The sequence below is a fragment of the Alphaproteobacteria bacterium genome (assembly GCA_035625915.1).
Taxonomy (GTDB): Bacteria; Pseudomonadota; Alphaproteobacteria; order JACZXZ01; family JACZXZ01; genus DATDHA01.
Genome location: DASPOR010000152.1, coordinates 1 through 5,495, shown reverse-complemented (window position 1 = coordinate 5,495; position 5,495 = coordinate 1). Strand labels below are relative to the sequence as shown.

The window sequence follows — 5,495 nt, the reverse complement described above, 5'->3', positions numbered from 1 at the left end:
GTTTCGAGATAGCCCCGATAATTCAAGCAAACAGGAGCGCGGGCTGCAGGTGCCCCCCTTGGACGCTCTTCTACTAGCCTTTTCCTGACACCATTCTTGGCGCGGGCAAGTTGACCGGAATTGGTACCGGACCATCTGGGAGCAAGCGTGACAGCTTGGGACGGTTATCCCGAGAAAGCCCGGAAATCTCGGACACAGGGCGAAATAGGGACTACGGAAAACGGTTATTCGCGCCCTTTATGTGCGCTTGCGCAAGCGGCAATAGCTACAGAATAAACTTCGAGAGATCGGCATTCTTGGCGAGGTCGCCGATGTGCTCGCGCACAAAGGCGCCATCGACCACGATCTTCTCGCCGTGCTTGTCGCAGGCCTCGAAGGAGATGTCGTCGAGGATGCGCTCCATCACCGTGGAAAGGCGGCGGGCGCCGATGTTCTCCACATTGGTGTTCACCTCGACCGCGATGTCGGCGATCGCTTCGATGCTGTCGGGCGTGAACTCAAGATCCACGCCTTCGGTCTTCATCAGCGCCACATATTGCCTGATCAGGCAGGCCCTGGGCTCGGTCAGGATGCGGCGAAAATCGTCGCGGGTGAGCACTCTGAGCTCGACGCGGATCGGAAGCCGCCCTTGTAGCTCGGGCAGGAGGTCAGAGGGCTTTGCGGTGTGAAACGCGCCAGAGGCGATGAAGAGTACATGGTCGGTCTTCACTGGCCCGTATTTGGTGCCGACCGTGGTGCCCTCGATCAACGGCAGGAGATCGCGCTGCACGCCCTCGCGGCTCACATCGGCGCCTATGCGCTCGGAGCGCGCGCAGATCTTGTCGATCTCGTCGAGGAACACGATGCCGTTGTTCTCCACATTGCGAATCGCCTCCTGCACGGTCGTGTCGTTGTCGATCAGTTTGTCCGACTCTTCAGCCATTAGGATATCGAAGCTGTCGCGCACGGTGACGCGGCGGGGCTTGGTGCGTTGGCCAAGCGCCTTGCCAAGCACATCGCTCAAATTGATCATCCCGACATGGCTGCCAGGCATGCCGGGAATCTCGAATGCGGGCATGCCAGCGCCGCTATCGGCGACTTGAATCTCAATCTCCCGGTCGTCTAGCTCGCCGTCGCGCAGGCGCTTGCGAAAGGCGTCGCGGGTGGCAAGATTGGCGTTAGCACCGACCAGTGCATCGACCACACGCTCCTCGGCATTCAGCTGCGCCTTGGCCTCGACTTCTTTGCGTTTGGCGTCGCGCACGAGCCCGATGCCGGCTTCAAGCAGATCGCGGATGATCTGATCCACGTCGCGGCCGACATAGCCGACCTCGGTGAATTTAGTGGCCTCGACCTTGATGAAGGGCGCGCCGGCGAGCTTGGCGAGCCGCCGTGAGATCTCAGTCTTGCCGACCCCGGTCGGCCCGATCATCAGGATGTTCTTGGGCAACACCTCCTCGCGCAGCTCCTCGTCGAGCTGCTGCCGGCGCCAGCGGTTGCGCAGCGCAATGGCGACCGCGCGCTTGGCGTCGCGCTGGCCGACGATATGGCGGTCGAGCTCGGACACGATCTCGCGTGGGGAAAAACTAGTCATGGTTTCTGTACGCTACCTAACCAATCCGTCATGCCCGAACTTGATGCGGGCGTCCATGCCGTGGCTGCACACATATCGATGAGGTCATTATTGGAACGGATTGCCGGGTCAAGCCCGGCAATGATGTGGATCAGTTTCGTTATCATTGCTTCGAGTCTAGGGTCTCAAGGACCACCTCTTTGTTTGTGTAAACGCAAATACTTGCAGCAATGGCCATGGCTTTGCGCGCGATCCCCTCGGCATCGAGCTCCGAGTCGAGAAGCGCCCGGGCCGCGGCGAGTGCAAAATTGCCGCCGGAGCCGATGCCCATGACATTGTCGTCAGGCTCGAGCACGTCGCCCTTGCCGGTCAGCATCAGGCTCTCATCGGCATCAGCCACGATCATCATCGCTTCGAGGTGACGGAGATAGCGGTCGGTGCGCCAATCCTTGGCGAGCTCGACGCAAGCTCGCTTCAGCTGATCGGGAAAGCGCTCGAGCTTCGCCTCCAACCGTTCGAACAGGGTGAAAGCGTCGGCCGTCGCGCCAGCGAAACCGGCGATGACATTGCCGTTGCCGACGCGCCGGACCTTCTTTGCGTTGCCCTTGATGATGGTCTGCCCAAGTGTGACCTGCCCATCGCCGGCGATGACGACCTTGCCCCCCTTGCGGACGGTGAGGATGGTCGTGCCATGCCAGGTGTCAGAAGAGGAGCGACCCATGCTGCACTGCGATATCGGCATGACGAGGCCTTTCGTCAAGCGCTTAGGACGGTAAGATCCGACCCAGCGCGAAACCGTCGCCAACTTCGGCATTTTCGGGGATACGCGCATGGCACTGCTAGGCGCTACGGCGTATAAGCGCGCCGGGACAGAAGCGAATTGCTAAGAGCCTTGCATTAGGCTTGGACCCCATGCAGAAGCCAACCAAAGCCGAATCGAAGCGGTCCACCACCGTCGAGCGCCGCACCAAGGAGACTGTGATCACGGCCGCCGTCGACCTCGACGGCACCGGCGCTTATGCGGTCGCGACCGGCGTCGGCTTCCTCGATCACATGATCGAGCAGCTTGCCCGCCACTCCCTGATCAATATTTCTCTCAAAGCCAAAGGCGATCTTCATATCGACCAACACCACATGACCGAGGATTCCGGCATCGCGCTCGGCCAGGCGGTGGCACGCGCCCTTGGCGACAAGCAGGGAATTGCTCGCTACGGCTTTGCGTATCTTCCCATGGACGAGACCCTGACCCGTGTCGCCATCGACATCTCGGGGCGGCCCTACCTTGTCTGGAACGTGACATTTACCCGCTCCAAGATCGGGGAGATGGACACCGAGCTGTTCCGGGAATGGTTTCAGGCCTTCGCCCAGCATGCCGGGATCACGCTCCATGTGGAGACGCTGTATGGCGAGAATAACCACCACATCGCCGAGACCTGCTATAAGGCACTCGCACGCGCGCTCCGCCAGGCGGTCGCAATCGACGAGCGTCAAGGCGGCCGCGTGCCCTCGACCAAGGGCCTGCTTTAGACTCTAGTGCAAACATCAGGATTTGCCATTAGTGCAGTGTCGTGACGCTCTATTCCGTTTATGAGCCGCCGAGCGAGGTGCGAGACCCAGAGGACCGGGCCGAGGCGCTCATGTTCGTCAAGGAAGGCTTCTCCTGGCCCGCGCTGCTGGTGCCCGGGCTGTGGCTGCTCTATCACCGCATGTGGCTCGAGCTGATCCTATTCGTGGCCTTCTTCGCTTTCCTCGCCCGCATCTTCGGCTCGAGCGACCAGGCACAGACTCTGTTCGGCTGGCTGAGCGTGGCACTCAGCGTGCTCTTCGCCTTCGAGGCCAACGACCTTCGCCGTGCGGCGCTCGAACGGCGGGGCTACCAGCAGGCCGGGACAGCTATCGGCCCGGGCCGCGATGCCGCCGAGCTTGCCTTTTTCCGGTCCTGGCTGCCAGAGCAGGAAAGGGCAGGGCAGCGGGAGCCGGTTCCGGGCCGGCCGAGCACCGCCGGCGTCCGCGCTCCAAAGACTAGCGGCGAGGCAGAGGGGGTCATCGGGCTCTTCCCGACGCCATAAGACCATGCACGTCGCCATCATCGACTACGGCTCGGGCAATCTCCACTCCGCCGCCAAGGCGTTCGAGCGGGCCGCGCGCGAGCAGGCATCGGAACTTGCGATCAAGGTGACCGCGCGTCCGGAGGACGTGGCCGATGCCGACCGGATCGTGCTTCCTGGCGTCGGCGCTTTTGCCGACTGCAAGCGGGGCCTAGAAGACGTGCCCGGCATGATCGAGGCGCTGGAGGCAGCCGTGCAGCAAGACGGCAAGCCCTTTCTCGGCATTTGTGTCGGGCTTCAGCTCATGGCGGAGCGCGGGCTCGAACATGGAGTTACCCCCGGCCTCGGTTGGATCAAGGGCGAAGTCCGGGCAATCGCACCCGCCGACCCAGAGCTCAAGATCCCGCACATGGGCTGGAACACACTTCGTGTAGGCCGCGCGCATGCGCTGTTCGAAGGCGTTCCCACTGGTGACGGAGGAATGCACGCCTATTTCGTGCATTCCTATCATTTTGTCCCAGACGAGGCAGACGATCTCGTGGCAAGCACCGATTATGGCGGCCCGATCACGGCTTTCGTCGCCAGGGACAACATGGCTGGGACGCAGTTCCACCCGGAGAAGAGCCAGAAGCTCGGGCTCGCGCTTATCGCCAACTTCCTCAAATGGAAACCGTGACGCTCATTCTCTCTCCCCCTGCAAGGAGGAGGGCCGGGGTGGGGGTCAACTCCCTCACTGCGGGTTCAACCCCCACCCGGAGCTTGTCATGATCCTGTTCCCCGCCATCGACCTGAAAAACGGCCAGTGCGTGCGGTTGCGTCAGGGAAAGATGACGGAAGCAACGGTCTTCAACACTGATCCCACGGCGCAGGCGCGTGCCTTCGAGCAGCAGGGCTTCGAGTGGCTGCATGTGGTCGATCTGAACGGAGCGTTTGCGGGGAGACCGGTGAATGCGGACGCGGTCGGGGCGATTCTTACCGCGACGCACCTCCCGGTGCAGCTCGGCGGTGGCATCCGCGATGTCGACACGGTCGTGACGTGGCTCGACAAGGGCATCGATCGCGTGATCCTCGGGACTGCCGCGGTGCGCGATCCGAGTTTCGTACGTGAAGCGGCTCGCGATTTTCCTGGTTGCATCGCCGTCGGCATCGACGCCCGCGACGGCAAGGTCGCGGTGGAAGGTTGGGGGGAGACGAGCAAAATCACCGCCCTCGACCTTGCCCGCCGCTTTGAGGATGCGGGTGTGGCGGCCATCATCTATACCGACATCGCGCGGGACGGCGTGCTCGCCGGCCTCAATCTCGAGGCTACCGCGGCGCTCGCGCGGGTGATCTCAATTCCGGTAATCGCAAGCGGCGGTCTCACCTCGATAGAAGACGTGCGCTCGTTGCTTCGCCCGGATTATGCGAGGCTCGAAGGCGCCATCGTCGGCCGCGCGCTCTATGATGGCAGGCTCGATCCGGCAGAGGCGCTTGCGCTCATTGCCGCGAGCCGGAAGACGCGACCGTCCTAGGCGCCGGGCTCATGCGCATGCGCACCGTTTTCAGTGTCCTTCAGATCCTCGTGCTGTTGATCGAGTTCAGTCCAGCGCTGCTTGCGGCGGGAAGACGGGAGATCGCGGAGGCCTTCGGCTGTGAGGGGTATCTCAACCGCGTGATTCCTTGCGTTATCGGTGGCAAGGATTACGGGCGGCCCTTCTATGATCTTGGCTTTTCGATCTGGTATCCGTACCTCATCGTCCCCATAGGTTTCGTGCTGCTTGGAGTCTGGGCGGTCGCAGCACTCATCGCGCTTATCATGAACTGGCGGACCAAGAGTTCGGATCGGCCTGAGCCATGCTGAAAGTTCGTGTCATTCCTTGCCTCGATGTGAAGGACGGCCGCATCGTCAAGGGCAT

Annotated in this window: 7 protein-coding genes; 5 read left to right on the top strand and 2 right to left on the bottom strand. The window is 62.1% G+C overall.

Annotated features, from left to right (window positions below; all coding sequences use genetic code 11):
- Positions 1-265 precede the first annotated feature (265 nt).
- On the bottom strand, positions 266-1,573 hold the full coding sequence (gene hslU / locus VEJ16_12065; GenBank protein HYB10399.1) for an ATP-dependent protease ATPase subunit HslU: 1,308 nt from the start codon (positions 1,571-1,573) through the stop codon (positions 266-268).
- Positions 1,574-1,715: 142 nt separating this feature from the next.
- Positions 1,716-2,294, bottom strand: a complete 579-nt coding sequence (gene hslV / locus VEJ16_12060; GenBank protein ID HYB10398.1) for an ATP-dependent protease subunit HslV — start codon at positions 2,292-2,294, stop codon at positions 1,716-1,718.
- 170 nt (positions 2,295-2,464) lie between these two features.
- Between hslV and hisB the strand changes: the two genes are divergently transcribed.
- From hisB to VEJ16_12035, 5 genes are all read left to right on the top strand, one after another.
- Positions 2,465-3,079 (top strand): imidazoleglycerol-phosphate dehydratase HisB, encoded by a 615-nt coding sequence (hisB, locus tag VEJ16_12055; protein ID HYB10397.1) that lies wholly within the window; start codon positions 2,465-2,467, stop codon positions 3,077-3,079.
- Between the two features lie 110 nt (positions 3,080-3,189).
- Positions 3,190-3,621: a DUF2628 domain-containing protein gene (locus tag VEJ16_12050; protein HYB10396.1), complete on the top strand. Its 432-nt coding sequence runs from the start codon at positions 3,190-3,192 to the stop codon at positions 3,619-3,621.
- 4 nt (positions 3,622-3,625) lie between these two features.
- Positions 3,626-4,276 (top strand): imidazole glycerol phosphate synthase subunit HisH, encoded by a 651-nt coding sequence (gene hisH / locus VEJ16_12045; protein ID HYB10395.1) that lies wholly within the window; start codon positions 3,626-3,628, stop codon positions 4,274-4,276.
- Between the two features lie 88 nt (positions 4,277-4,364).
- The gene (hisA, locus tag VEJ16_12040; GenBank protein ID HYB10394.1) at positions 4,365-5,111 is read left to right on the top strand and encodes a 1-(5-phosphoribosyl)-5-[(5-phosphoribosylamino)methylideneamino]imidazole-4-carboxamide isomerase; all 747 of its coding nucleotides are present in this window, start codon (positions 4,365-4,367) and stop codon (positions 5,109-5,111) included.
- Positions 5,112-5,122: 11 nt separating this feature from the next.
- Positions 5,123-5,440, top strand: coding sequence for a hypothetical protein (locus tag VEJ16_12035; GenBank protein HYB10393.1), 318 nt, complete (start codon positions 5,123-5,125; stop codon positions 5,438-5,440).
- Positions 5,441-5,495: the final 55 nt, after the last annotated feature.

What these genes read in the sequence shown, in the direction of transcription:
- hslU (HYB10399.1), bottom strand. Translation starts at nt 1,573, where the DNA reads ATGACTAGTTTTTCCCCACGCGAGATCGTGTCCGAGCTCGACCGCCAT.
- hslV (HYB10398.1), bottom strand. Translation starts at nt 2,294, where the DNA reads ATGCCGATATCGCAGTGCAGCATGGGTCGCTCCTCTTCTGACACCTGG.
- hisB (HYB10397.1), top strand. Translation starts at nt 2,465, where the DNA reads ATGCAGAAGCCAACCAAAGCCGAATCGAAGCGGTCCACCACCGTCGAG.
- VEJ16_12050 (HYB10396.1), top strand. Translation starts at nt 3,190, where the DNA reads ATGTTCGTCAAGGAAGGCTTCTCCTGGCCCGCGCTGCTGGTGCCCGGG.
- hisH (HYB10395.1), top strand. Translation starts at nt 3,626, where the DNA reads ATGCACGTCGCCATCATCGACTACGGCTCGGGCAATCTCCACTCCGCC.
- hisA (HYB10394.1), top strand. Translation starts at nt 4,365, where the DNA reads ATGATCCTGTTCCCCGCCATCGACCTGAAAAACGGCCAGTGCGTGCGG.
- VEJ16_12035 (HYB10393.1), top strand. Translation starts at nt 5,123, where the DNA reads ATGCGCATGCGCACCGTTTTCAGTGTCCTTCAGATCCTCGTGCTGTTG.